Origin of the sequence: Streptomyces sp. URMC 124, assembly GCF_051386455.1 — a bacterium.
Classification (GTDB): Bacteria; Actinomycetota; Actinomycetes; order Streptomycetales; family Streptomycetaceae; genus Streptomyces.
Window position 1 is genome coordinate 16,799 of sequence record NZ_JBPQTS010000060.1, and the last position, 22,678, is coordinate 39,476.

22 protein-coding genes are annotated in these 22,678 nt (G+C 72.5%); 15 read left to right on the forward strand and 7 right to left on the reverse strand.

The window, feature by feature from the left end; all coding sequences use genetic code 11:
* Positions 1–66: 66 nt before the first annotated feature.
* The 3 genes from ACSNOG_RS15075 (at position 67) to ACSNOG_RS15085 (ending at position 3,182) form a co-directional block, all read left to right on the forward strand.
* Complete coding sequence (locus tag ACSNOG_RS15075) at positions 67–1,518, forward strand: menaquinone biosynthesis decarboxylase (protein ID WP_436753153.1); 1,452 nt, start codon at positions 67–69, stop codon at positions 1,516–1,518.
* On the forward strand, positions 1,515–2,435 hold the full coding sequence (mqnP, locus tag ACSNOG_RS15080) for a menaquinone biosynthesis prenyltransferase MqnP (RefSeq protein WP_436753154.1): 921 nt from the start codon (positions 1,515–1,517) through the stop codon (positions 2,433–2,435). The genes ACSNOG_RS15075 and mqnP overlap by 4 nt, the downstream gene beginning before the upstream one ends.
* Before the next feature lie 99 nt (positions 2,436–2,534).
* Positions 2,535–3,182: a UbiX family flavin prenyltransferase gene (locus ACSNOG_RS15085; RefSeq protein ID WP_436753173.1), complete on the forward strand. Its 648-nt coding sequence runs from the start codon at positions 2,535–2,537 to the stop codon at positions 3,180–3,182.
* Here the strand turns inward: ACSNOG_RS15085 and ACSNOG_RS15090 are convergent.
* Entirely contained in the window at positions 3,179–3,325 is a 147-nt protein-coding gene (locus ACSNOG_RS15090; protein ID WP_436753155.1) for a hypothetical protein, read from the reverse strand. The two genes, ACSNOG_RS15085 and ACSNOG_RS15090, sit on opposite strands and share 4 nt — an antisense overlap.
* A gap of 132 nt (positions 3,326–3,457) precedes the next feature.
* On the opposite strand from ACSNOG_RS15090, the gene ACSNOG_RS15095 reads away from it, so the two are divergent.
* The 5 genes from ACSNOG_RS15095 to ACSNOG_RS15115 all read left to right on the forward strand — a co-directional run bounded on the left by ACSNOG_RS15095 (position 3,458) and on the right by ACSNOG_RS15115 (position 7,936).
* A complete protein-coding gene (locus ACSNOG_RS15095; protein WP_168093790.1) occupies positions 3,458–3,913 on the forward strand; it encodes an Lrp/AsnC family transcriptional regulator in 456 nt (151 codons plus the stop codon).
* A gap of 51 nt (positions 3,914–3,964) precedes the next feature.
* Complete coding sequence (mqnE, locus tag ACSNOG_RS15100) at positions 3,965–5,128, forward strand: aminofutalosine synthase MqnE (RefSeq protein WP_436753156.1); 1,164 nt, start codon at positions 3,965–3,967, stop codon at positions 5,126–5,128.
* A 66-nt stretch (positions 5,129–5,194) separates the two neighbouring features.
* Positions 5,195–5,482, forward strand: coding sequence for a DUF4229 domain-containing protein (locus ACSNOG_RS15105; RefSeq protein WP_436753174.1), 288 nt, complete (start codon positions 5,195–5,197; stop codon positions 5,480–5,482).
* A 298-nt stretch (positions 5,483–5,780) separates the two neighbouring features.
* Positions 5,781–7,112, forward strand: a complete 1,332-nt coding sequence (locus tag ACSNOG_RS15110) for a dicarboxylate/amino acid:cation symporter (RefSeq protein WP_436753157.1) — start codon at positions 5,781–5,783, stop codon at positions 7,110–7,112.
* Positions 7,113–7,237: 125 nt separating this feature from the next.
* Positions 7,238–7,936 carry a TetR/AcrR family transcriptional regulator gene (locus ACSNOG_RS15115; protein WP_436753158.1) on the forward strand — a complete coding sequence of 233 codons (699 nt, stop codon included), beginning with the start codon at positions 7,238–7,240 and terminating at the stop codon, positions 7,934–7,936.
* A 36-nt stretch (positions 7,937–7,972) separates the two neighbouring features.
* On the opposite strand, the gene ACSNOG_RS15120 is transcribed toward ACSNOG_RS15115, so the two are convergent.
* Complete coding sequence (locus tag ACSNOG_RS15120) at positions 7,973–8,368, reverse strand: hypothetical protein (RefSeq protein ID WP_436753159.1); 396 nt, start codon at positions 8,366–8,368, stop codon at positions 7,973–7,975.
* A gap of 145 nt (positions 8,369–8,513) precedes the next feature.
* Between ACSNOG_RS15120 and ACSNOG_RS15125 the strand changes: the two genes are divergently transcribed.
* A complete protein-coding gene (locus tag ACSNOG_RS15125) occupies positions 8,514–10,397 on the forward strand; it encodes an AMP-dependent synthetase/ligase (RefSeq protein ID WP_436753160.1) in 1,884 nt (627 codons plus the stop codon).
* Positions 10,398–10,441: 44 nt separating this feature from the next.
* Here the strand turns inward: ACSNOG_RS15125 and ACSNOG_RS15130 are convergent, their stop codons facing one another.
* Both ACSNOG_RS15130 and ACSNOG_RS15135 read right to left on the reverse strand, forming a co-directional pair.
* Entirely contained in the window at positions 10,442–11,608 is a 1,167-nt protein-coding gene (locus ACSNOG_RS15130; protein WP_436753161.1) for an alpha/beta fold hydrolase, read from the reverse strand.
* Between the two features lie 136 nt (positions 11,609–11,744).
* Complete coding sequence (locus ACSNOG_RS15135) at positions 11,745–12,791, reverse strand: AraC family transcriptional regulator ligand-binding domain-containing protein (RefSeq protein WP_436753162.1); 1,047 nt, start codon at positions 12,789–12,791, stop codon at positions 11,745–11,747.
* A 352-nt stretch (positions 12,792–13,143) separates the two neighbouring features.
* Between ACSNOG_RS15135 and ACSNOG_RS15140 the strand changes: the two genes are divergently transcribed.
* Entirely contained in the window at positions 13,144–14,895 is a 1,752-nt protein-coding gene (locus ACSNOG_RS15140; RefSeq protein ID WP_436753163.1) for an AMP-dependent synthetase/ligase, read from the forward strand.
* A gap of 165 nt (positions 14,896–15,060) precedes the next feature.
* Here the strand turns inward: ACSNOG_RS15140 and ACSNOG_RS15145 are convergent, their stop codons facing one another.
* Positions 15,061–15,264 (reverse strand): cold-shock protein, encoded by a 204-nt coding sequence (locus ACSNOG_RS15145; RefSeq protein ID WP_003984261.1) that lies wholly within the window; start codon positions 15,262–15,264, stop codon positions 15,061–15,063.
* A 285-nt stretch (positions 15,265–15,549) separates the two neighbouring features.
* Here ACSNOG_RS15145 and ACSNOG_RS15150 point away from each other — a divergent pair, with 285 nt between their 5' ends.
* Positions 15,550–16,440 (forward strand): menaquinone biosynthetic enzyme MqnA/MqnD family protein, encoded by an 891-nt coding sequence (locus ACSNOG_RS15150; protein WP_336012965.1) that lies wholly within the window; start codon positions 15,550–15,552, stop codon positions 16,438–16,440.
* Positions 16,441–16,488: 48 nt separating this feature from the next.
* Here ACSNOG_RS15150 and ACSNOG_RS15155 read toward each other — a convergent pair whose 3' ends face one another.
* Positions 16,489–17,601, reverse strand: a complete 1,113-nt coding sequence (locus ACSNOG_RS15155; RefSeq protein ID WP_436753164.1) for an alpha/beta hydrolase — start codon at positions 17,599–17,601, stop codon at positions 16,489–16,491.
* 162 nt (positions 17,602–17,763) lie between these two features.
* Between ACSNOG_RS15155 and ACSNOG_RS15160 the strand changes: the two genes are divergently transcribed.
* The 4 genes from ACSNOG_RS15160 (at position 17,764) to ACSNOG_RS15175 (ending at position 22,309) form a co-directional block, all read left to right on the forward strand.
* Positions 17,764–19,326 carry a serine/threonine-protein kinase gene (locus tag ACSNOG_RS15160; RefSeq protein WP_436753165.1) on the forward strand — a complete coding sequence of 521 codons (1,563 nt, stop codon included), beginning with the start codon at positions 17,764–17,766 and terminating at the stop codon, positions 19,324–19,326.
* Between the two features lie 51 nt (positions 19,327–19,377).
* Entirely contained in the window at positions 19,378–20,589 is a 1,212-nt protein-coding gene (gene mqnC, locus ACSNOG_RS15165; protein ID WP_436753166.1) for a cyclic dehypoxanthinyl futalosine synthase, read from the forward strand.
* A gap of 4 nt (positions 20,590–20,593) precedes the next feature.
* On the forward strand, positions 20,594–21,253 hold the full coding sequence (locus ACSNOG_RS15170; protein ID WP_436753167.1) for an imidazolonepropionase-like domain-containing protein: 660 nt from the start codon (positions 20,594–20,596) through the stop codon (positions 21,251–21,253).
* A gap of 357 nt (positions 21,254–21,610) precedes the next feature.
* A complete protein-coding gene (locus tag ACSNOG_RS15175) occupies positions 21,611–22,309 on the forward strand; it encodes a demethylmenaquinone methyltransferase (RefSeq protein WP_436753168.1) in 699 nt (232 codons plus the stop codon).
* Positions 22,310–22,384: 75 nt separating this feature from the next.
* Here the strand turns inward: ACSNOG_RS15175 and ACSNOG_RS15180 are convergent.
* On the reverse strand, positions 22,385–22,678 hold a 294-nt coding region (locus tag ACSNOG_RS15180), incomplete at its 5' end, for a hypothetical protein (RefSeq protein ID WP_436753169.1).

Below are 22,678 nucleotides of genomic sequence, written 5' to 3' on the forward strand. Positions count from 1 at the left end.
GGCGGTACGGGCCGCTTCGCGGCCCCGATACCGGTCCAGCGTAGTGCGTGCTTGATACTGGAGCGCATGGCTTACGACGACCTTCGCTCGTTCCTCCGGGCGCTGGAGCGCGACGGCGACCTCAAGCGCATCAAGGCGGAAGTCGATCCGTACCTGGAAATCGGTGAGATCACCGACAGGGTGAACAAGGCGGGCGGCCCCGCACTGCTCTTCGAGAACGTCAAGGGAGCGGACATGCCGCTCGCCATGAACGTCTTCGGGACCGACCGCCGCCTGCTCAAGGCGCTCGGCCTGACGTCCTACGACGAGATCAGCGCCAAGATCGGCGGGCTGCTCAAGCCCGAGCTGCCGCAGGGCTTCATCGGCATCCGCGAGGCGTTCGGCAAGCTCGGCGCGATGGCGCACGTGCCGCCGCGCAAGATCAAGGACGCCCCGGTGCAGGAGGTCGTCCTCACCGGCGACGACGTCGACCTCGACAAGCTGCCGGCGCTCTTCACCTGGCCCGAGGACGGCGGCTCCTTCTTCAACCTGGGCCTGACCCACACCAAGCACCCGGAGACGGGCGTGCGGAACCTGGGCCTGTACCGCCTGCAGCGCCACGACAAGCGCACCATCGGCATGCACTGGCAGATCCACAAGGACAGCCGCAACCACTACCAGGTGGCCGCCAAGCGCGGCGAGCGGCTGCCCGTCGCCATCGCCTTCGGCTGCCCGCCGGCCGTCACCTACGCCTCCACGGCGCCGCTGCCCGGCGACATCGACGAGTACCTCTTCGCCGGCTTCGTCTCCGGCAAGCGCATCGAGATGGTCGACTGCAAGACCGTCCCGCTGCAGGTTCCCGCGAACGCCGAGGTCGTCATCGAGGGCTGGCTGGAGCCGGGCGAGATGCTCCCGGAGGGCCCCTTCGGCGACCACACCGGCTTCTACACGCCGCAGGAGCCCTTCCCGGCGCTGACGATCGACTGCGTGACGATGCGCAAGCGGCCGCTGCTGCAGTCCATCGTGGTCGGCCGCCCGCCGACGGAGGACGGCCCGCTGGGCCGGGCCACGGAGCGGTTCTTCCTGCCCCTGCTGAAGATCATCATCCCGGACATCGTGGACTACCACCTGCCGGAGTCCGGCGGCTTCCACAACTGCGCGATCGTCTCGATCGACAAGAAGTACCCCAAGCACGCGCAGAAGGTCATGCACGCCATCTGGGGCGCGCACATGATGTCGCTGACCAAGCTGATCATCGTGGTGGACGCGGACTGCGACGTGCACGACCTGCACGAGGTGTCCTGGCGGGCGCTCGGCAACACCGACTACGCCCGCGACCTGACGGTCGTCGAGGGCCCGGTCGACCACCTCGACCACGCCTCCTACCAGCAGTTCTGGGGCGGCAAGGCGGGCATCGACGCGACGGCGAAGTGGCCCGAGGAGGGCTACACGCGCGACGGGGGGTGGCCGCACATGGTCGAGTCCGACCCGCAGACGGCGGCGAAGGTCGACCGCCGGTGGAAGGAGTACGGACTGTGACGTCCGCAGCGGAAGGGGTCCTCAGCCCGGGCCCGGCGCCGTCGAGCGGCAAGGTGAAGGCGTTCTTGCGGCTCGTGATGATCGAGCACTCCGTCTTCGCGCTGCCCTTCGCCTACATCGCCACCCTCACCGCGATGTTCAAGACGTACGGCAACGTCCACTGGACGCGGCTGCTGCTGGTCACCGTCGCGATGGTCGGCCTGCGCACCTTCGCGATGGCCTGCAACCGCATCATCGACCGCGAGATCGACGCGCGGAACCCGCGCACCGCCCACCGCGAGATCGTCACCGGCGCGGTGTCCGTCCGCTCGGCGTGGACCGGCGCCGGGATCGCCGTCTTCTTCTTCCTGGGCGCGGCGGCCCTGCTGAACCCGCTGTGCCTGGCGCTGGCCCCGATCGCGGTGGTCCCGATGGTGGTCTATCCCTACGGGAAACGATTCACCGACTTCCCGCACGCGATCCTGGGCCTGGCCCAGGCGATGGGCCCGGTGGGCGCGTGGCTCGCGGTGACGGGGGAGTGGTCCTGGGAGGCGGTGGTCCTCGGGCTCGCGGTGGGCGTGTGGATCGGCGGCTTCGACCTGATCTTCGCCTGCCAGGACGTGATGGCGGACCGCGCGCACGGCGTGAAGTCGACGCCGGCCCGCTTCGGCGTCCCGGCCGCGCTGCACGGCGCCCGCGTCTGCCATGTGATCACCACGGGGCTGCTGGCCTGGTACGGGGCGATCACGGGGGCGGGGGTGTTCTTCTGGGTGGGCCTGGCCGTCGTGGCCGCGGCGTTCCTCTACGAGCACACCATCGTCAAGCCGCACGACCTGTCCCGCCTGAACAGGGCATTTTTCACGGTCAACGGTTTCATCGGCATTGCGCTTTTCGTGTGCGCCCTGCTGGATCTGGTGGTGCGCGGGCTCGGCGTCTAGCCGGGGCCGCCTCGCGCGGGCGCTTCCGGGCCTGCGGCTAGGCTCGGGGGCGTGGAGCCGTACGAACGTGGAACGCAGTGTCCGGAGCGCCGGCCGTGGGTGGTCGGGGTGTCCGGCGCGTCCGGTACGCCGTACGCCGCCGCCGTGGTGCGGGGGCTGCTGGCGGCCGGGGAGGCCGTGGACCTGGTGGTGAGCCGCGCGTCGCGGCTGACGTTGCTGGACGAGACCGGGATCAAGTTCCGTGACGGCCACTGGCAGGAGGACCTGCGGGAGTGGCTGGCGCTGGGCGCCGACGGGAAGCCGCACTTCCCGGCGCCGGACCTCGGCGACGTGCGGTTCTGGCCCGCCGGGGACCTCGCCGCGGGGCCGTCGTCCGGCTCGTATCCGGTGAAGGGGATGCTGATCGTCCCGGCGAGCACGGCCTGTGTGGCCGGGGTGGCGCTGGGGCTGTCGAAGGACCTGCTGCAGCGGGTCGCGAGCGTGACGCTCAAGGAGCGGCGGCCGCTGGTGGTCGCCGTGCGGGAGACGCCGCTGAGCGGTCAGACGCTGCGTCAGCTGGTGGCGCTCGACGAGGCGGGCGCAGTGGTGCTGCCCGCCTCTCCGGCGTTCTACGCGGGTGCGACGCACATCCAGGATCTGGTGGACTTCGTCGCGGGGCGGGTGCTGGATGCGGCGGGTGTGCCGCACCGGCTGTACCGCCGGTGGAAGGGAGAGCTGGGTGGTGCGCGCTCCCCGGAGGGGGACTAGCGCTTCCCGGAGCGCGCGGCCCGGCTGAGGGAGCGGGCGGCCTTGGCCTCGGCGCGGCGCTCGGCGGTCTGGTGGGCACGCGAGCGGTTGGCCAGGTCCTGCATCTCGCGCATGCGGGCGTAGGCCATCTCGATCGTGTACACGGTTACGTCACTCCTGAAGGATCGTCGTTGATCTAGCGAGTTGAGCGAAGATTTGCGGGCTCTGAAGCCCTGCATGCCTTAGATTCTACATGAAACGCGGCGAGTTCGCCGATTATTGAAAGGTGCCAGGTTATGGACGCGGTGGACAGGCAGCTCATCCAGGCCCTCCGGGAGAACGGCCGGGCCTCGTACGCGGAGCTGGGCCGGCTCGTGGGCCTCTCCGGGCCGAGCGTCACCGACCGGATCAACCGCCTGGAGGCGGCCGGCGTCATCACGGGCTACCGCGCGACCGTCAACGCCGCGTCGCTCGGCCTCGGCGTCACCGCCCTGATCGGCCTGCAGCTGTCGGACAGCGCCGACCACGAGGACGTGGCGCGCCGGCTGCGCGACCTGGCCGAGATCGAGGACTGCTGGTTCATCGCGGGCGACGACTCGTACATGCTCAAGGTCCGCGTCAGCGACGTGGACGGCCTGGAGCGCACCATCCGCCGGCTGTCCGGCACCAAGGGCGTGGCCCGCACCCGCACCACGATCGTGCTGTCCACGAAGTGGGAGAACCGGGTCGGCGAACTGCCCGACGAGGCGTAGGGATACGCTCGGGAGAGTTCGTAAAGCGGAAGTATCGGAGAGGCGGACGTCATGGACGCGGGGCTCAAGCGCGAGCTGGAGGAGAAGGTCCTCGCCGGGGAGCGGCTGACCCGTGAGGACGGCATCGCCCTCTACGAGTCCGACGACCTGGCCTGGCTGGGCGGGCTCGCCCACCACGTCCGCACGCAGAAGAACGGCGACGTCGTCCACTTCAACGTCAACCGTCATCTGAACATGACGAACGTGTGCACGGCGTCGTGCGCGTACTGCTCGTTCCAGCGCAAGCCGGGCGAGAAGGACGCGTACACGATGCGCATCGAGGAGGCCGTGCGCCTGGCCAAGGCGATGGAGAGCGAGAACCTCACCGAGCTGCACATCGTCAACGGCCTGCACCCGACGCTGCCCTGGCGCTACTACCCGCGCTCCCTGAAGGCCCTCAAGGAGGCGCTGCCGAACGTCTCGCTGAAGGCCTTCACCGCCACCGAGATCCAGCACTTCGAGAAGATCTCGGGCCTGCCGGCCGACGAGATCCTCGACGAGCTGATCGACGCCGGTCTGGAGTCGCTGACCGGCGGCGGCGCGGAGATCTTCGACTGGGAGGTCCGCCGGCACATCGTCGACCACGACACCCACTGGGAGGACTGGTCGCGCATCCACCGCCTGGCGCACTCCAAGGGCCTCAAGGGCCCGGCGACGATGCTCTACGGCCACATCGAGGAGCCGCGCCACCGCGTGGACCACGTGCTGCGCCTGCGCGAGCTGCAGGACGAGACCGGTGGTTTCCACGTCTTCATCCCGCTGCGCTACCAGCACGACTTCGTGGACATGAAGGACGGCAAGGTCCGCAACCGCCTGCAGGCGCGGACCTCGATGGCGACGGGCGCCGAGGCGCTGAAGACCTTCGCGGTCTCGCGGCTGCTGTTCGACAACGTGCCGCACGTGAAGGTCTTCTGGGTCATGCATGGCGTGCAGACCGCGCAGCTCGCGCTGCAGCACGGTGCGGACGACATGGACGGCTCGGTCGTCGAGTACAAGATCACGCACGACGCGGACAACTACGGCACGCCGAACAAGCTCACGCGTGACGACCTGCTGGAGCTGATCCGCGAGGCGGGCTTCCGCCCGGTCGAGCGCAACACCCGCTACGAGGTCATCCGCGAGTACCCCGGCCCCGACGCCTCGCTGCGCGAGACGCCGCAGGCGATGCGCCTCTGAGATCCACTTCGGGCCGTGCTGTACTGAATGCACCCCCTGGTCGCCGTCGAGAAGAAGGTCCCGTCCGTGAGTAGCCAGAAGTACGCGTCGCTCCGCTACACCGCCCTGCGATTCGGCCTGCTCATCGGCTGCTTCGCCCTCGTCTACGTGCTCTGCTACGCGCACGTGATCCCGCTGGGCGTGGGCAGCTCGAACCTCATGTGGATGGTGCTGCTCTCGCTGGTGCTGTCGGCGCCGCTGAGCTGGGTGCTGCTGCGCAAGCAGCGCGACGCGATGTCCGAGCAGATCGTCCGGCGCGTGGACCGGGCGAAGGAGCGCATCAACTCCAGCGCCGCCCAGGAGGACGGGGCGTAACCCTCGTCACGTTTGCCCGATTTTTCGCCGGTGCCTTCGGGAGTCTCACGGACCCAAAGAAGACCTTTGGGCTCCTCAAAGTCCGGGTGTTAACGTATTGGACATGAAGACAGCAGCAGCGCACCAGTTCCCCACGGGCCCCGTGCTCGTGGCGCGCCTGCACGTCGATCTTTGCCGCTGTGTCTCCGCGGCCTGTTGTCGCCGCTGACGCCATGTCCACCGCGGCCGGAGATCCTGCGCAAACGGATTTCCCCGGCGCTTCACGCCCTTTTTCTTCCGTCTGTAACCGGAGCTTCCGTTGTCATCGACACCCCCGTCCCCCACGCCGTCCCTGCGCGGGCGCATACCCAGCGTCCCCTTCTGGGCCCAGATCCTGCTCGGTCTCGTCCTCGGCGCCCTGCTCGGCTGGGCCGCCAAGAGCGGTGACATCTCCTGGCTCGGCACCACGCTGGGCAAGATCGGCGACATCTTCGTCCAGCTGCTGATGCTGGTCATCGCGCCGCTGGTGTTCTTCGCGATCCTGGTGTCGATCACCAACCTGCGGAACGTGTCCAACGCCGCCCGGCTGGCCACCCGCACCCTGATGTGGTTCATGATCACGTCGCTGATCGCGGTCGTCATCGGCCTCGGCATCGGCCTGCTCACCGACCCGGGCGCGGGCACCGGCCTGACCGCCGCCGACGGCGCCGAGCCCAAGAAGCACGGCTCCTGGCTGGACTTCCTCACCGGGATCATCCCGACCGACGTCGTCACGCCCTTCACCGAGCTCAAGGTCCTGCAGATCGTCTTCATGGCCGTGGTCGTGGGCATCGCGATCCTGAAGGTGGGCGAGAAGGCGAAGCCGGTCCTCACCCTCAGCCACTCCGTGCTGGAGCTGCTGCAGAAGGCCCTGTGGTGGGTCATCAAGCTCGCCCCGCTGGGCACGCTCGGCCTGGTCGGCACCGCCATCTCCACCTACGGCTGGAACCTGCTCAGCAAGTACGCGACGTTCACCGCGGACATCTACGTGGGCTGCGCCATCGTGATGTTCGGCGTCTACCCGCTGCTGCTGGCGGGCGTCGCCAAGGTCAACCCGCTGCAGTTCTTCAAGGGCGCCTGGCCGGCCATCCAGCTGGCCTTCGTCTCCCGCTCCTCGGTCGGCACGATGCCGCTGACGCAGAAGGTCACCGAGCGGCTCGGCGTGCCCAAGGAGTACGCGTCCTTCGCGGTGCCGTTCGGCTCGACGACCAAGATGGACGGCTGCGCCTCGATCTACCCGGCCATCGCCGCGATCTTCGTCGCGCAGGTCTTCGACGTGCCGCTGGAGGTCAAGGACTACATCCTGATCGCCTTCGTCTCGGTGATCGGCTCGGCCGCGACCGCCGGCCTGACCGGCGCCACGGTGATGCTGACCCTGACGCTGTCGACGCTGGGCCTGCCGATGGCGGGCGTGGGCCTGCTGCTGGCGATCGACCCGATCGTGGACATGATGCGCACCGCCACCAACGTCGCCGGTCAGTCGGTCGTGCCGATCCTGGTGGCCTCCCGGGAGAAGATCCTGGACCGCGAGGCGTACGCGACGGCCGACGGTTCGCACCTGGAGGACGGCGAGTCCCGCGTGGACGCGCAGCCGCAGCCCGTGGCCGCCTGACCGGTTTCCGCGGCCGCATGACGGGATCTTGACTGACCCGTCCGTAGGGAGTGGACCGAACGGCCCTACCCCGCATCCCTCCACCCCGTAACATTACCTGCCGGTAACGTGACGGGGGCGGAGGGATGTTTGTCGTGAATGCTGCACAGACCGACGTACTTCAGGCCCAGGGGAAGCCGAAGGGCAGGACGAAGCGCATGCCGCGGGAGGTGCGCGAGCGCCAGATGCTCGACGCCGCGGTGGCCGTCTTCGCGCGCCGTGGGTACCGGGCCGCGTCGATGGACGAGATAGCCGAGCTGGCCGGGGCGTCCAAGCCGCTGGTCTACCTCTACCTGCACTCGAAGGAAGACCTCTTCAGCGCCTGCATCCGGCGCGAGGCGGAGGCGCTCATCACGGCCGTGCAGGCGGCCGTCGACCCGGAGGCGCCGGCCGACCGGCGGCTGTGGAACGGGCTGCGCGGCTTCTTCGCGCACACCGCCGCGCACCCCGACGGCTGGGCGGTGCTGCACTGCCAGGCGCGCACCCACGGGGAGCCGTTCGCGCTGGAGGTGGCCGCCCTGCGGCAGCGGCTCGTGGACGTCGTCACCCGGCTGATCGCGGAGACGGCCGAGGCGGGCGGCTGCACCGAGCCCCTGCCCGAGGTCGAGGTCGCGGGCGTCGCCCACGCCCTGGTGGGCGCGGCGGAGTCGCTCGCCGGGTGGTCCAACGACCGCGACGGCGCCGCTCCGTGCGAGCGGCAGACGGCGGAGACGCTGATGAACTTCGCCTGGACCGGGCTGGAGAACCTCAGGAACGGGCGGCGCTGGGTGCCCGCCCGTTCCTAGCTCCGGCTGCGTCCGGGGGCGGGGCCGGCGGCCCGCTCAGCGCTCCATGCCCGCGCGGCGGCGCGCGGTGAGCACCCCGGCCCCGCCGAGGACTCCCGCCGCCGCCAGCGCGCCGCCGACGAGGGCGGGATCGGTGTCCGGGCGCTCCCGGGCCGCCTCGCCGGCGGCGGCGCCGCCCTCGGGGGGCGCTTTGCCGGTGGCGGCGCCGCCGTTCTCCTGCCGGTCGCCGTTCTTCCCGCCGGTCTTCCCGGCGTGCTCGGCGTCGCCGTCGCGAGCGGCCTCGCCGTCGACGACGACGCCCGGCGGGCTGCCGGTGCCGCTGCCGGTGCCGCCGGCGGCGAACGCCGCGGTGGGTGCGGCCACGGTGCCGGCGAGCACGGTGGTGGCCAGGGCGGTGCGCAGTGCGGTGCGGGTGCTCCGGGTGGTGTTCATGACGACGACGCTAAAACGGGCACAACGGGGCACGTATCGGCAAAACGGGCGGGTGGCGGGTGGCCGTAAGGACTAGCGGCGGTCTGGAGGGAGCGGCTCCGGAGGCGTAGATTGCCGCCTCTTACCGCCCAGTAGGGAGCCGCACGTGTCCATATCGCACAACGCAGCCCCACCCCGCATCACCTACGTCGACGGAGCCGTCCGCGAGGCGTACCTCCCGCCGCTCGCCCCGCCCGTCTTACGGGGGTCCCTCGGCGACCTGCCCTTCGGCAACGCCGCCGAGGCCCCCGCCGAGGCCGTCCTCAGCCGCAAGCAGCCCGACGGCACCTGGCGCGACGTCAGCGCCGCCGCCTTCGCCGCCGAGGTGCTTGCCACCGCCAAGGGCCTGATCGCGCACGGGCTGCGGCCCGGCGACCGGCTCGCCCTCATGGCCCGCACCCGCTACGAGTGGACGCTCCTGGACTTCGCCGCCTGGGCCGCCGGGCTGGTCCCCGTCCCCGTCTACCCCACCTCCTCCGCCGCGCAGGTCCGCTGGATCCTGCACGACTCGGGGGCCGCCGCCTGCGTCGTCGAGGGCCCGGAGCAGACGCGGCTGGTGGAGGCCGAGCGCGGCGCCCTGCCCGGCCTCGCCCACCTGTGGGAGATCGAGGCGGGCGCCGTCGCCCGCCTGACGGCCGCGGGCCGCGGCCTGCCCGACGCGGCCGTCACCGAGGCCCGGGCCACCCGTACCCCCGAGGACATCGCCACCCTCATCTACACCTCGGGCACCACCGGCCGGCCCAAGGGCTGCGTCCTCACCCACGCCAATTTCTTCACCGAAGCCGACAACTCCATCGAGCTGCTGCACCCGCTCTTCAAGGCCCTCGGCAAGGAGCCCGCCGCCACGCTCCTGTTCCTCCCCCTCTCGCACGTCTTCGGCCGCACCGCCGCCGTCGCCTGCATGCGCGCCCGCGTCCGGGTGGGCCACGCCCCCTCCCTGCGCACCGAGGACCTGCTCGCGGACCTCGCCGGCTTCCGGCCCACCTTCCTGCTCGTGATCCCCTACGTGCTGGAGAAGGTCTACAACACCGGCCGGGCCGCCGCCGAGCGGGCGGGCCGCGCCGCCCTCTTCGACCGCGCAGCCCGCGTCGCCCGGCGCTGGGGCGAGGCGGAGGCGGCCCGCCGGCAGGGCACCGGTCCCGGGCCCGGCCCCGCGCTGCGGGCCGCCCGCGCCCTGTACGACCCGCTGGTCTACCGCCGGATCCGCGGCGCGCTCGGCGGCCGGGTCCGGCACGTGCTCAGCGGCGGCTCCCCGCTCGGCGAGCGCCTCGGCGCCTTCTGCACGGGCGCGGGCATCGAGGTCTTCGAGGGCTACGGCCTCACCGAGACCACCGCCGCGGCCACCGTCACCCCGCCGCACCGCCCCCGCCTCGGCACGGTCGGCCGGCCGCTGCCCGGCGGGGCCGTGCGGATCGCGGAGGACGGCGAGGTGCTGCTGCGCGGCGGGCACGTCTTCGCCGGGTACTGGGACGGCGAGCTGGGGAAGGCGGTGCCCGCGGCGCCGGGGGAGTGGTTCCCCACCGGGGACCTGGGCGCGCTCGACGCGGACGGCTACCTCACTATCACCGGCCGCAAGAAGGAGCTGCTCGTCACCTCCGCCGGCAAGAACGTCGCCCCCGCGCCGCTGGAGGACCGGCTGCGCGGGCACCCGCTGGTCGGCCAGTGCATGGTCGTCGGCGACGACCGCCCCTACATCACCGCCCTGCTCACCCTGGAGGCCGACGGCGTCGCCCACTGGTGCCGCATGCACGGCAAGGAGGGCCTGCCGCCGCAGGAGCTGGTGCGGGACGCGGAGCTCCTCGCGGAGCTGCAGACGGCGGTGGACGACGCCAACGCCCTGGTCTCGCGGGCGGAGTCGATACGGCGCTTCGCCGTCCTGCCCGTGGACTTCACGGAGGAGGCCGGCCACCTCACGCCGTCCCTGAAGCTCAAGCGGGAGGTCATCGCCCGGGACTTCGCGCGGGAGGTGGAGCGGCTGTACGAGCGCTGAACCGGGGCGGGCGCCCGGTCCAGCGCTCGGCGCGCACCGGCGGTTCAGCAGTTGCCCGCCGCGGACTTGCCTGCGAAGCGGTCGGCGAGCCAGTTCGCCGCCGGGACGGACTCGGCGATCACGCCGCCGACGTGCCCTGCCAGCGGCAGCGACTTCCACTGCACGGCGGCCTCCTTCGCGCACCACGCGGCGCGCAGCTGCTGCGCGCCCGCGTAGGGGATCAGCTCGTCGGTGGTGCCGTGGTAGAGGTAGACGGGCCGGTCGGGGGCCCGGGTGCCGAGGTCGGAGAGGTGCAGCACGCGCTGCCAGTCCGGCTGGTGCAGCGGGTTCCTGACCGTCACGTCGGAGATCCGCTTGAACAGGCCCGCGACGGCGTCGGCGGCCACGCAGTGCTTCTTCAGGAAGTCGACGTGCCGCCTGCCCTTGTCGTTGAGGTAGGAGGCGAGGCCCAGCTCGGGGTAGGCCGCGTCCTGCCCGATGGCGCCCATGAGCACCAGGCCGCTGCCGATGCCGCCGTCGTTGAACTCGGCGACCCGGACGAGGTCGGCGGGGACGCCGCCCGCGGCCGTGCCCTTGAGGTTGAGCTCGGGGGCGTACGAGGCGTGCAGCTCGGCGGCCCAGCTCGCGGCCTGGCCGCCCTGCGAGTAGCCCATCACGCCGACCGGCGAGCCCTCGGCCAGCCCGGCCTGCGGCAGGCGCAGCGCGGCGCGGGCCGCGTCGAGGACGGCGTGGCCCTCGGCCCGGCCGACGGTGTACGTGTGCTCGCCGGGCGTTCCGAGGCCCTCGTAGTCGGTGACGGCCACCGCCCAGCCGCGCAGTGTGAGCTGCTGGATCAGGTTGGCCTCCACCGCCGTGCCGTAGGGGAAGCCGGCCGACGGCGCGCAGTGGTCGGCGAGCCCGATCGTCCCCACGGCGTACGTCACGAGCGGCCGCGGCCCCTTTCTGCCGTCCTGGGGGACGATCACCGTCCCGGAGACGACGTTGGGCGCGCCCTTGGCCGTGGTGGAGCGGTAGGTGATGTGCCAGGCCTTCGTGCCCGTGGGCTGGCCGGGCAGCGGGTGGAAGGAGGTCGGCGCGGAGGTGACGACGTCACCCGCCCGGGGGGCGGGCGCGGGCCCGGCGGCGCCGGCCGTGCCCGCGCAACCCAGTGAGACGGCCAGGGCGGCGACGGCGGCCCAGGCCTTCGTACGCAAGTGCCTACGCAAGTGCATGCGGCTCTCCCGACAGTGCGGTGGTGAGGAGTCACTCATGTCTCGTCGCGGATGACGTCCGCGAAACGCCCCGGGGACAGCGGGGATCGGGGAGACCGTAGTGACCGGCGGGTAGGAAAGAGGCTGACCGGAAAGCTCAGCTTTGCTGACCCCGTTCGTGTCCGTCCAGGAGCCGGTACGCGCCCGGCGTGGTGCCGGTCCAACGGCGGAACGCGCGGTGGAAGGCCGTGTCCTCCGAAAAGCCCAGCCGCTCCGCGAGCTCCGCGATCGGCTCCCGCCCCTCCGCCAGCCCGGCCACCGCCGCCTCCCGCAGCACCTGGTCGCGCAGCCGCCGGTAGGACGTGCCCTCCTCCTTCAGCCGCCGCCGCAGCGTCGCCGGGCTCACCGCGAGGCGCGCGGCGAGCTGCGCCACCTCCGGCAGCCGGCCCGCCCGGCGCTGCGGGCCCTCCCGCAGCGCCCGCACCAGCGCGTGGCGCACCTGCTCGGCGACCGTCGTGCCGTACTCGCGGGGGCCGAGCAGCCCGGCGGGCGCGCGCCGCAGCAGCTCCACGAGGCCGGCCTCGTCCCGGACGACCGGCGCGGCCAGCCAGCGCGGGTCGAAGCCGGCGCGGGTGCGCGGCGCGCCGCAGCGCACCGGGCAGCCGAACAGCGGGCCGTACTCGCCCGCGTACGGCGGCGCCGGATGGGCGAACTCCGCCCAGCGCAGGGGGATCCGGCGGCCGGTCAGCCAGCTCGCCAGGCGGTGCCAGAGCAGCACCAGGCACTCGGCGGCGAAGGGGCCCTCGGCGAGCGCCCGCAGGTCGGTGCGCACGGCGAACACGGCGTCGGGGCCGCAGCGTTCGACGGCGAGGTCGGGGCCGCCGGGGAAGAGGCCGTAGAAGCGGGTGGCGCGGCGCAGGGCCGTGCCGAGGTCGGGGCAGCCGATGCACGCGTGGCACATCATCGCGAACGTGCCCGGTCGGCTGGGTACGCTCCCCAGCCCCAGGAACTCGTCGCGGGTGGCCTGCCGGACGCCGATGACCAGGCGCGTGAACTGCTCGGGCGTCACGCGTGCGTGCGCGTCGCCCAGGAGCAGCGGGGGGATGCGGGCGCTCTGCAGGAGGGGCACGGTGTCGATGCCGAGTCGCCGGGGGCCGGTGAGGGTGGCGCGTACGTGATGCACGGTGATCGTGCGACTCGTCATGTGAATGACGGTAACTCCGTTGAGCGCCGGGGTCAGCGGGGCCGACCGTTCCGGTCACTCCCGGCGCGGGCGAACGTCCCTAACGTTCGGGAAGGCCCCGGCGCGGGTGCCAGGCGTACGGGCCCGGGCGGGTCCGGCACCGCCGGGCGCCACCGTCGTGGCTGATCGCCGCTGCGGCGGGTGAAGTGCGGGCGCGGCCCGGGCCTTCGCAGGGGCACGTGCCGGTGCGAGGGGGCGTCTTCCCCGCGGTCGACACGGCCCGCTCGCCGAGCACGCTCTTCCGCCGCAACGGCGATCAGCCGCGACGGCGCAGTCCGGCGGTGCCGGGCCGGCCCCAGCCACTGGAGGAGTCATGAGCCAGCGCCAGCGCCCCCGTACGCTCGCCGTTCTCGCCCAGTGGGCCGCCGGGCGGTACGGCCCGCAGCCCGCCCAGCGGTTCCGGCGCGCAGGAGGGTGGACGGAGCTCGGCTACACGGCCCTGTGGGCCGCCGTGCAGGAGACCGGCCGCGGCCTGATGGCCCTCGGGGTGCGCCCCGGGGAGCGCGTCGCCGTCTTCTCCGAGACGCGCCCCGGATGGACCCGCACCCACTTCGGCGCGCTGGCCGCGGGCGCCGTCGTGGTGCCGGTCTACCCGACGGCGGGCGACGAGGAACTGGCCTGGGTGCTGGCCGACTCGGGCGCCTGCGTGGCCGTGTGCGAGAACGCCGCCCTGGCGGCGCGCGTGGCGGGCGTCCGCGCGAAGCTGCCGGAGCTGCGGCACGTGGTGCTGATGGACGACCCGCTGCCCCACGAGGCGGTGTCCGTGGCGGAGCTCCTCGACCGGAGCGCGGCCCGTACCCCTGAGGACCTGTGCGCGATCGTCTACACCTCCGGGACCACGGGCCCGCCCAAGGGCTGCCTGCTCACGCACGGCAACTTCACGGCCGTCGACGACGCCTCCGCCGACCTCGTCGGGGGCGGGCCCGGCGACGTCACGTACCTCTACCTGCCGCTCGCGCACCTGCTGGCCCAGCTCATCCAGCTGTCGGTGTTCGTCCGCGGCGGCACCTTGTGCTACTTCGGCGGGCGGATCGAGGACGTCGTCGCCGAGCTGGCCGAGGCGCGGCCCACGCACCTGCCGTCCGTGCCGCGCCTGTTCGAGAAGGTGCACGCCTCGGTGGTCTCGGCGGCCGAGGCGTCCGGGCCGGAGGGCCGGGCCCGGCTGGAGGCGGCGGTGCGCACCGGTCTGGAGGTCGCTGCCCTGCAGGCGCGGGGCGAGGAGCCCGCCGGGGAGCTGTCGGCGGCCTGGCGGGCGGCGGACGCGGGCCTGTTCGCGCGGGTGCGGGAGGCCTTCGGGGGCCGGCTGAAGCTGGCGATCACCGGGGCCGCCCCGATCGCCCCGCAGACCCTGGACTTCCTGCGCGCCTGCGGCATCGCCCTCTACGAGGGCTACGGGATGACGGAGGCCACCGGCGTGATCACCCTGAACCACCCGGGCGCGGTCCGCCCCGGGACGGTGGGCAGGCCGGTGCCCGGCTGCGAGGTGCGGATCGCGCAGGACGGCGAGGTGCTGGCCCGCGGTCCGGGGGTCTTCGCGGGCTACCGCAACGCCCCAAAAGCGACGGCCGGGGTGCTGGACGCGGACGGCTGGCTGCACACCGGGGACCTCGGCGCGCTCGACGGGGACGGCTATCTCACCATCACCGGCCGGAAGAAGGACCTGATCATCACCTCGGGCGGCAAGAACCTCGCGCCGGCGCCGGTCGAGTTCGCCGTGCAGCAGTCCCGGTGGGTCTCCCGCGCCGTGCTGATCGGCGACCGGCGTCCCCATCCGGTGGCGCTGCTCACGCTGGACGCGCAGGAGGTCGCGGCCTGGGCGGAGCGCGAGGGCGTGGATCTCGGCGGGCGGCCGGCCCGGCACCCGGCGGTGCGGGCGCTGTGCGCGGAGGCCGTGGAGGCGGCGAACGCGGCGGTGTCCCGGCCGGCCCGGATTCGGGCCTTCGCGATTGTCGACGGGGATTTCACGGTGGCGGACGGGACGCTGACGCCGACCCTCAAACTGCGGCGGTCCGTGATCGCCGAACGCTATGCGATCGAAATCAATGCTCTGTATGACAGAAAGTGAAAGAAATCGGTCGTAAAGAAGTCGCTAAGGGAGGGTTAACGATCAGCGACGGGTGGGGGGAAAGGCAGGAGCCCCGCCCCTCCGCCGAAGCGGGGGAGCAGGGCTCCTTGGGTACAGCACGTCGACCGCGATCGGTCGGGCTGTCACACCGGAAGGATCCGAGGATCAGACCGGGGTGACGTTCTCCGCCTGCGGGCCCTTCGGGCCCTGCGTGACGTCAAAGTTGACCTGCTGGTTCTCCTCGAGGGAGCGGAAGCCAGAGGCGTTGATCGCGGAGTAGTGGACGAAGACGTCGGGGCCCCCGCCGTCCTGGGCGATGAAGCCAAAGCCCTTTTCAGCGTTGAACCACTTCACGGTTCCGGTAGCCATAAAGCCCTCCTTGGGCCCAAAGGGTTGCCCTGCTCCAGAACCTGCGAGAAGTCTGAAAACTACAAAAGCCTGCGGGTCACATGCTCCGCAGGCTCTGTACTGCAAGGGAAACCAAACTGCAACTTGCGGCGAGCCTAGCACGCGAGGGTTCTCGCGCGGAAGGAGTTGAAGATCACGCTGTCGGATGGTTTTCCCGGTGTTCCTGACGGAAAAGATCCCCAGTCGGGCACCGCCGGGCGCACCCCCGCCCCCGCCGCGGCGCGCGCCCGGGGCTAGCCTCCGGATGTGGACATTTCTGCCTCGGCCGTAGAGACCGACCCCGAAGCCGGCACCCCCCAGCGCAGCCGTCCGCGCGTGGGTCACATCCAGTTCCTGAACTGCCTGCCCCTGTACTGGGGCCTCGCGCGCACCGGCACCCTCCTGGACCTGGACCTGACCAAGGACACCCCGGAGAAGCTCAGCCGGCAGCTGATCGAGGGCGAGCTGGACATCGCCCCGGTCACCCTCGTCGAGTTCCTGCGCAACGCCGACGACCTGGTCGCCCTGCGCGACATCGCCGTGGGCTGCGACGGCCCGGTCATGTCCTGCGTGATCGTCTCGCAGGTCCCCCTGGACCGGCTGGACGGCGCCCGCGTCGCGCTGGGGTCCACCTCGCGCACCTCGGTGCGCCTGGCGCAGCTGCTGCTGGCCGAGCGGTACGGCGTGCAGCCGGACTACTACACCTGCCCGCCGGACCTGAGCCTGATGATGCGCGAGGCGGACGCCGCCGTGCTGATCGGGGACGCCGCCCTGCGGGCCTCCCTGCACGACGCCCCGCGGCTGGGCCTGGAGGTCCACGACCTGGGGCAGATGTGGAAGGACTGGACGGGCCTGCCGTTCGTCTTCGCCGTGTGGGCCGTGCGCCGGGACTACCTGGCCCGCGAGCCGCACATCGTCGCCAAGGTGCACGAGGCCTTCCTGGCCTCCCGGGACGTCTCCCTGGAGGAGGTCGCGAAGGTGGCCGAGCAGGCGGCGCGCTGGGAGGCCTTCGACGCCGGGCTGCTGGAGCGCTACTTCACGACGCTGGACTTCCGCTTCGGCCCCGACCAGCTCGCGGGCGTCACCGAGTTCGCGCGCCGCACGGGCCCCACGACCGGCTTCCCGGCCGACGTGCGGGTGGAACTGCTGGAGCCCTGACCCCCCGGAGGGGATCAGGGCTCCTGGAACAAGCAGTCAGCCGCAAGGCTACGGGGCGACGGGGCCCACCATGTGCTCACTGATCCACTGCATGCTGCCGTCGTTCATGCCCTGGATGTAGGTCTTGGCGTTGTGCTTGCCGCCCTCGATCTTCTGCAGGCGCGTGTGGACCGGGCCCTTGTTGCCGTAGGTCGCGATGAACTTGTCCACGTGCGGGATGACGCTGGCCTCCTTCGTCCCGTACTGGAACGCGAGGTAGACGTCGGTCCCGGGCTTGTTCGCGGCGATCAGGTTCTTCGCGAGGACCTCGGGGTTGTTCTCGGCCTTCTCCTTCTCGTGGCCCTTCCACAGCGGGGAGTCCGGGACGATGTCCGGGCCGGAGGCGATCACGGCCTTGAACTTGTCCGGGTGCTTCAGGACGGCCTTCAGGCCGGAGAAGGCGCCGGAGGAGGAGCCCATGAACGCCCAGCCGTCGCGCGACTTCACCGTGCGGAAGTTGGCCTTCACCAGGTCCGGGACGTCCTCGGTCAGCCAGGTGCCCATCTTCGGCTGGCCCGGGATGTCACTGCCGTCCCAGTACAGGCCGCCGTCGTCCGGCTTGGGGTTGAGGACCGGCATCGCCAGGATGAACGGCTTGCCCTTGCCCTCGTTGTACCACTTGGTCACCGACGACTCGAGGTGCAGGCCTCCGTCGTCCATCCAGTAGTTGTTCGGGAAGCCGGGGCCGCCCGGGAGCGCGATGAGGACCGGGAAGCCGTGGTCCTTGAACTTCGGGTCGTTGTACGCCTTGGGCGCCCAGACCCACACCTTGCCCTTGAAGCCGGACTTCTTGCCGTCCAGGGTCGTCACCGCGACCTGGGTGCCGTCCGAGAGGGTGCTGGTGTTCTTGAACTCGGCCTTGGGGCCCGTCGGCATCAGGACCTTGGAGTCCGCCTTCTGCGCGCCGTTCGCGCCGCCCGCCTGGCCGCCGGCGGGCTGGTCCTGGCCGAAGCTGACCGGCTTGCCCTTGTCCGAGAACGGCCCGATCTTGAAGTAGTTCAGGACGCCGGCGGTTATCAGGCCCAGCACGGCTATGGACGCCACGATGATCGTCCATTTTTTCGCGCGGGATGCGCGGCGGTGGCCCTGGGACTGGTAGTCCCCGTGTGGTGAGTACGTCATCGCGTCGCTCCGGACGTTGCTGCTGCCCCGAAGGACATGACGGTTTGTTCCGTCCTGGTGGATGGGGAAACCGCCCTGGAGGGTTCCTGGGAGCCCCCGTGAATTGAGTCATAGGCCGAAAACCGGGGCCCCAGGCCCCCGCCGGGGGAGGCGAAAGGCCCGATGGAACCCTTGCTGCCGGAGGATCCGCAGGTCATCGGTGCGTACCGGCTGCTGGGCCGGCTCGGGGCGGGCGGCATGGGCCGGGTCTTCCTGGGCCGCAGTGCCGGCGGCCGGACCGTCGCGGTCAAGGCCGTGCATCCCCATTTTGCCCTGGATGAGCAGTTTCGCGCGCGTTTCCGGCGCGAGGTCGAGGCGGCGCGCAGCGTCGGCGGGGCGTGGACGGCCCCCGTGCTGGACGCGGACCCGGAGGCCGCGGTGCCCTGGGTGGCGACCGGCTACGTGGCCGGCCCGTCCCTCACGGAGGCCGTCCTGGCGGGCGGCCCCCAGCCGGAGCGGACCGTGCGGGCCCTCGGCGCGGGCCTCGCCGAAGCCCTGGCGGCCGTCCACGCCCTCGGCCTCGTCCACCGCGACGTCAAGCCCTCCAACGTGCTGCTCACCCTCGACGGGCCCCGGCTGATCGACTTCGGCATCGCCCGGGCCACGGACGGCACGGCCTCGCTGACCGCCACGGGCGTCTCGGTCGGCTCGCCCGGCTACATGGCCCCCGAGCAGATCCTTGGCCGTGGCGTGACGGGCGCGGCGGACGTCTTCTCGCTGGGGGCGGTGCTCGCCTACGCGGCCACGGGCGAGCCGCCCTTCGCCGGGGACGGCGCGGCCGTGCTGCTGTACAAGGTCGTCCACGAGACGCCGGTCCTCGGGCCGGGCCTCGCCGGGGACCTGCGCGCCCTGACCGAGGAGTGCCTGGCCAAGGACCCGGCGGCACGCCCCTCCCCGGAGGAGGTCGCCCGCCGGCTGGCGCCGGACGGCGCCGGAGCCCTGGTGGGCGCGGGCTGGCTGCCCGGGCCCGTGGTGGAGCGGGTGAGCCGGCGGGCGGTGGAGCTGCTGGACCTGGAGGGCGGCGCCCCCACGGCCCTGGACGCCGGGCCGCTCCCGGCCGGCGCCGGGCCGCTCCCCGCCGGTTCCGCCCCGCCCCCGGCGGACGCGGCGCCGCAGGCGTGGGGCCCGCCGCCCGCGACGGAGGGCGTGGAGGCCTCCCCGGCCTCCCGGAGCGGACGGCGCAGAACGAGGGCCGTCCTCGCCGCGGTCGGCGCGCTCCTGGCCGCGGCGGTCGTCGCCGCGGTCCTCGGCTCGGGCGTCCTGCGGGGCGGGGACGGCGGCAAGGGCGCGGCGGGCGGCACCACCGGCCCGGGGGACGCCCGCACGGGCAAGGAGGTCCCCGGGGCGTTCCTCGGCACCTGGACCGGCCAGGTCATCCAGAGCGACGGCACGCCCAACGGCACCATGACCGCCGTCATCGCCGACGGCGCCCCCGGCACCTACGTCGTGCGCACCACCTACTCCGCGCTCAACGTCCTGGAGTGCCACAGCAAGGGCAAGCTGCTCACCGTCGTGCCCACCCGGCTCACCCTGGAGGAGGCCACCGACGGGACGCCGTCGCTCGGCTGCACGGGCGAGACCGCGCGGATCACCTTCTCCCTGACCGCCGACGGCAAGCTCGTGTACACGTCGGAGGACGCCAAGGGCGGCAGCCCGCACGCAACCCTCACCCGCCGGGACGGATGAGGGCTGGCGTAGGCTGACGGTCGTGTCAAACCCCCTCCGAAGGGACGCCCGGTGAGCGAGAAGGCCGAACTCACGCCCATGGATGTGACCGCGGTCCTCGACCGTGCCGCCGCCGGTGGCCGCATCACTCCCGAGGAGGCGCTGGAGCTCTACCGCTCCGCACCGCTGCACGCGCTGGGCGCTGCGGCCGACGCGGCGCGCCGCAAGCGCTACGCGGGCACCGAGCACATCGCGACGTACATCATCGAGCGCAACATCAACTACACGAACTCGTGCGTCACCGCGTGCAAGTTCTGCGCCTTCTACGCCCCGCCGAAGAGCGACAAGGTCTGGACGCGCCCCCTCGACGACATCCTGCGCCGCTGCGCGGAGACCGTGGAGCTCGGCGGCACGCAGATCATGTTCCAGGGCGGGCACCACCCGGACTACGGCGTGGAGTACTACGAGGAGCACTTCTCGGCCATCAAGAAGGAGTTCCCGCAGCTGGTGATCCACTCCCTCGGCGCGTCCGAGGTGGAGCACATGGCGCGGATCTCCGGGGTGAGCGCGGAGGAGGCCATCCGCCGCATCCACGCCGCCGGCCTGGACTCCTTCGCGGGCGCCGGCGCCGAACTGCTGCCCGCCCGGCCCCGCAAGGCCATCGCGCCGCTGAAGGAGTCCGGCGAGCGCTGGCTGGAGATCATGGAGCTCGCCCACACCCTGGGCGTCGAGTCGACCTCCACCATGCTGATGGGCACCGGCGAGACCAACGCCGAGCGGATCGAGCACATCCGGATGATCCGTGACGTGCAGGACCGCACGGGCGGCTTCCGCGCCTTCATCCCGTACACCTACCAGCCGCAGAACAACGTGCTGAAGGGCCGTACGCAGGCGACCGTCTTCGAGTACCTGCGGATGATCGCCATCGCGCGGCTGTTCCTGGACAACGTCGCCCACATCCAGGGCTCCTGGCTGACCGTCGGCAAGGAGGCCGGCCAGCTCGCGCTGCACTACGGCGCGGACGACCTGGGCTCGGTGATGCTGGAGGAGAACGTCGTCTCCTCGGCCGGCGCCAAGCACCGCTCCAACCGCATGGAGCTCATCGACCTCATCCGCAAGGCGGGCCGCGTCCCGGCGCAGCGGGCGACGACGTACGAGCACCTGGTCGTGCACGACGACCCGGCGAACGACCCGGTCGACGACCGCGTCGTCTCGCACCTGTCGTCGACGGCGATCGAGGGCGGCACCGCCCACCCCGAGCTGAAGCTCATCGACGCGAGCTGACGCCTTGCTGACCCTGCACGCGGCCGACCTGCTGCTGACCGCCGCCCCGGGCGCGGCCGCCGTGCCCGGCGGCGCCGTGGCGGTGGACGGCGACAGGATCGCGGCGCTCGGCCCGTACGAGGACGTGGCCGCGGCGCACCCGGGCGCCCGCGTGCGGCGCTGGCCGGGCGTGCTGACGCCCGGGCTGCGGCAGTGGCACGCGGTGTGGCTGCTGGGCAACGCCTACTTCCCCGATCCGCGCGAGTACGACGAGCTGGGCGACCGGCCCCTCACCGGCGAGCGGCGGGCGGCGCTGGAGATGACCGAGACCCGCCGGGCGGGCAGCGTCCGGCGGGGCCTGCAGCAGATGCTGCGGCACGGGACGACGGCGGTGGCCGCGACGGGGACCTTCAAGGACCCGGTGGTGGCGACGGCGGTCGCCCGGTCGGGGCTGCGGGTCGTCTCCGCCCGGCTCGCGCCGGGGATCCTGACCGGCCGCCCGGACCTCGACCCCTTCCGGGAGGGCCGGGACCTGCCCGGCTCCGTCGGGGAGCCCCTCGCCGCCGGGGGGCGCGCCGACCTCGCCGTCTTCGACGTGCGGGACGAGGCGGAGCTGCTGGAGGCCGGCGCGGGCACGTGCGTGGCGACGGTGCTCGCCGGCCGGCTGGTGCACCGGCGCCGCTGAGCGCCGTCAGTGATCCGTCAGGACGCCCGCCCCGCACGTCAGGGGCCCGTCAACACGGAGGTTCTCGGTCCATTTCGCCCGGCAGGATGAGCAGCGCGGGGACGGCCGCTACGGACGCGTCCCGCGGTGCCACTGTGGAGGGCCCGGCAACGGATGCGGTACGCCGGGCCGCAAGGGCGCGCAACGCCGGGCGGGGGGTCCGGCGGTCCCGGGGAGCGGGGGCTTCCGGGACGAGCGCAGTCGGCACCGCGGGACCGCCACGCCTTCCGGGCCGCCGTCCCCGACCACACACCCCGGCGCGGCCGCCGGGTCCAACCCTCTGCGTCCCCTCCCGCCCCGGGGGTGAACAATGGGGGCGTGACCCGAGCATCCCTGGACAAGCAGCCGCACGAAGTCGCCGCGATGTTCGACGACGTGGCGGCCAAATACGACCTCACCAACGACGTCCTCTCGCTCGGCCAGGCCCGTCTGTGGCGCAAGGCCGTCGCCCGGGCCGTGGACGCCCGGCCGGGCGAGAAGGTGCTGGACCTCGCGGCCGGGACGGGCACCTCCTCGCTGCCGTTCACCATGGCCGGCGCGTACGTCGTGCCGTGCGACTTCTCGGTGGGCATGCTGCGCGAGGGCAAGAAGCGCAACCCCTGGATGCCGCTGACCGCGGGCGACGCCACCCGGCTGCCCTTCGCGGACGGGGTGTTCGACGCCGTCACGATCTCCTTCGGGCTGCGCAACGTGCAGGACACCGGCGCCGCGCTGCGCGAGATGCTGCGTGTGACCCGGCCCGGCGGGCGCGTGGTGATCTGCGAGTTCTCGACGCCCACGTGGGCGCCTTTCCGTACGGTCTACAGCGAGTACCTGATGCGGGCCCTGCCGCCGGTCGCCCGGGCCGTCAGCAGCAGCCCCGACGCGTACGTCTACCTCGCCGAGTCCATCCGCGCCTGGCCGGACCAGCCGGAGCTCGCGGCGCTGCTGCAGGAGGCGGGCTGGGCGAAGGTCGCGTGGCGCAACCTCACGGGCGGGGTGGTCGCGCTGCACCGCGGCACGAAGGTTCCGGAGTGACGCGTCAGGGGTGACGCGTCCCGGACGGGCCGGGGTCCGGCGGCGGGCTGATGTTTTGTCATGGGCAGGGCGCCCTCAGTCGATACGATCAAGCCACCCCCCGCCCTCCGCATGACCCGCCAGAGCTCCGGAGCGCTCCATGACCTTGCCCTGCTGCCCCGACTGCGGTTCCTCGTTCCCCGCGGAAGCGCGCTTCTGCATGAAGTGCGGGCGCGCACGGCCCGAGGAGACGGGCCCGGCCGCGGCGCCGGGCGGGGCGGGCACCCCGCCGATACCGGCGCGACCGGCGGGCCCCCCGGCCCCGGACGCCGCGGCACCGCCCGGGGACACGGCGCCGGCCCCGACCCCGGCGGACGCCCCCTCCGAGCC